The organism is Cellulosimicrobium cellulans, from assembly GCF_001722485.1.
Taxonomy (GTDB): Bacteria; Actinomycetota; Actinomycetes; order Actinomycetales; family Cellulomonadaceae; genus Cellulosimicrobium; species Cellulosimicrobium cellulans_A.
Genome location: NZ_LWGL01000274.1, coordinates 1 through 2,385, shown reverse-complemented (window position 1 = coordinate 2,385; position 2,385 = coordinate 1). Strand labels below are relative to the sequence as shown.

The following is a 2,385-nucleotide window of genomic DNA, read 5'->3' as shown; positions in this document are numbered from 1 at the left end:
GGCCGCCGTCGCGCGGCACGACTGGACGGTCGTCGTCGGCCGCGCGCTCGGCCTCGCCGGGCGCGCGCTCCCCGCCACCCCGCCCACCGGGCGCCCGGCCGTGGAGGTGTCCCGTGGCTGAGAGGTCCCCGCGCGCGGGGCGCACGTCGCTGCGCGGCACCGGCCGCTCGTTCCGGCGCTCGTGGCCGCACCTGCGCGAGCACGTCGGGCCGCAGCGTCGCCTGCTCGTGCTCGGCACGCTCGCGCTGTTCGGCGAGGTCGCGATGCGGCTCCTCGAGCCGTGGCCGCTGAAGTTCGTCGTCGACGGCATCGTCGCGGCGACCGGCTCGACCGTCGCCGGGCCGGCGCCCGCCGACCTGGGCGCCGTCATCCTCCTCGCCGCGCTGTCGCTCCTCGCGATCGCCGCGCTGCGCGCGCTCGCCGCGTACGCGAGCACGGTGTGCTTCGCGCTCGCGGGCAACCGCGTCCTCACGGGCGTGCGCGCCGACCTGTACGACCACCTACAGCGCCTGTCGCTCGCGTTCCACGACCGCACCCCGACGGGCGACCTCGTGACCCGCGTGACGAGCGACGTCGGGCGGCTCAAGGAGGTGTCCGTCACGGCGATGCTGCCCATGATCGGCAACGTCGTGACGCTCGCCGGGATGGTCGTCGTCGTCGCGGTGCTCGACCTGCAGCTCGCGCTCGTCATGCTCGTCGTCCTGCCGGTCTTCCTCCTCACGAGCACGCGCCTCACGCGCCGCATCCGCCGCGTCTCGCGCGACCAGCGCAAGGCCGAGGGGCACCTCGCGGCGCTCGCGACCGAGACGCTCTCGGCGGTCAAGGTTGTCCAGGCGTACTCGCTCGAGGAGCGCATGCGCGCGGGCTTCGCACGCTCCAACGACTCGTCCCTGCGCGAGGGCGTGCGCGCCAAGCGGCTCTCGGCCGGGCTCGAGCGCTCGACCGACGTCCTCGTCGGGGCCGCGACCGCGCTCGTGCTCTACGTGGGCGCGCGCCGCGTGCTCGACGGCGCCCTCACGCCCGGCGAGCTCACCGTGTTCCTCACCTACCTCAAGGCGGCGTTCAAGCCGATGCGCGACATCGCGAAGTACACCGGCCGCATCGCGCAGGCCGCGGCGTCGAGCGAGCGCGTCGTCGACGTGCTCGAGGAGCGGCCCGACGTCGTCGACGCGTCCTGGGCGCGCCCCCTCACCCAGGTGCGCGGCTCCGTGCGGTTCGAGGGCGTGTGGCTCTCGTACGCGCCCGGTCACCCGGTCCTGCGCGGCCTCGACCTCACGGTCCGGCCCGGCGAGCGGATCGCCGTCGTCGGGGCGTCCGGGGCGGGCAAGTCGAGCCTCGTGTCCCTCCTGTCGCGCCTGCGCGACCCCGACGCGGGGGTGGTGCGCATCGACGGCTACGACGTGCGCGAGCTCACCGTGCGCAGCGTCCGGACGTCCGTCGCCGTCGTGCTGCAGGAGAGCGTGCTGTTCCGCGGCACGGTCCGCGAGAACATCGCGACCGGCCTCGACGACGCCACGGACGCCGACGTCGAGCGCGCCGCGCGGCTCGCCGGCGCGCACGACTTCATCACGGCGCTGCCCGACGGGTACGACACCGTCGTGGGGGAGCGCGGCGCCACGCTCTCCGGCGGCCAGCGCCAGCGCATCGCGATCGCCCGCGCGGCCATCCTCCAGGCGCCGATCGTCGTGCTCGACGAGGCGATGACCGGCCTCGACGAGGACACCGAGCGCGAGGTCGTCGAGGCGATGGCCCGCCTCACGGCCGGCCGCACGACCATCGTCATCACGCACGACCTCGCCGCCGCGCGCGGCTGCGACCGCGTCGCGCGCGTCGAGGGCGGGCGCGTCGTCGCCCAGGGCCGGCCCTCCGAGGTGCTGGGGCCGGACGCCGTCGGCGGACCCGCCGCCGACCGGGAGGCGGTGGCCCGTGGCTGAGACCCTCACCGCCGCCCCGGCTGTGCCCGCGGTCCCCGACCTCACGGCCCTCGCCGCCCGCCTCGCCGACGCGACCGGGACACCCGGGACGCTGATCCGGCCGTACCTGCGGCTCAAGCCCGGGACGAGCTGCGTGGTCGCCGCCGTGTGGGCGGCGCGCAGCCGCGAGCCCGAGGGCGTCGTCGTGCGCGTCTACGCGCCGCACGCGCTGCCCAAGCTCGACAAGACGGTCCGCAAGGCCGAGCCCGCCGACGTCCTGCTCGTCGACCGCGAGGCGGGCCTCGTCGTCACGACGTGGCGCGCCGACCGCGACGTCCCGGGGATCCGCGTCCTCACCGACGACGCACGCCGCGCCGACCTCGCCGCGACGCTGCCCGCGCAGCTGCGCGGCGCGCTCGACCGGACCCCGCGGCTCGTGCGGCACAACCCCGAGCGCCGCACCGTCCTGCGC

General features: G+C 76.5%; 2 protein-coding genes. Both read left to right on the top strand.

Annotation, left to right across the window (positions count from 1 at the left end):
• Window positions 1-113: 113 nt before the first annotated feature.
• A complete protein-coding gene (locus tag JZ5iCDA_RS16870; RefSeq protein ID WP_069388171.1) occupies window positions 114-1,934 on the top strand; it encodes an ABC transporter ATP-binding protein in 1,821 nt (606 codons plus the stop codon).
• The coding region (locus tag JZ5iCDA_RS16865; protein WP_139123203.1) for a hypothetical protein at window positions 1,927-2,385 on the top strand (459 nt) is incomplete at its 3' end. The genes JZ5iCDA_RS16870 and JZ5iCDA_RS16865, both read left to right, overlap by 8 nt.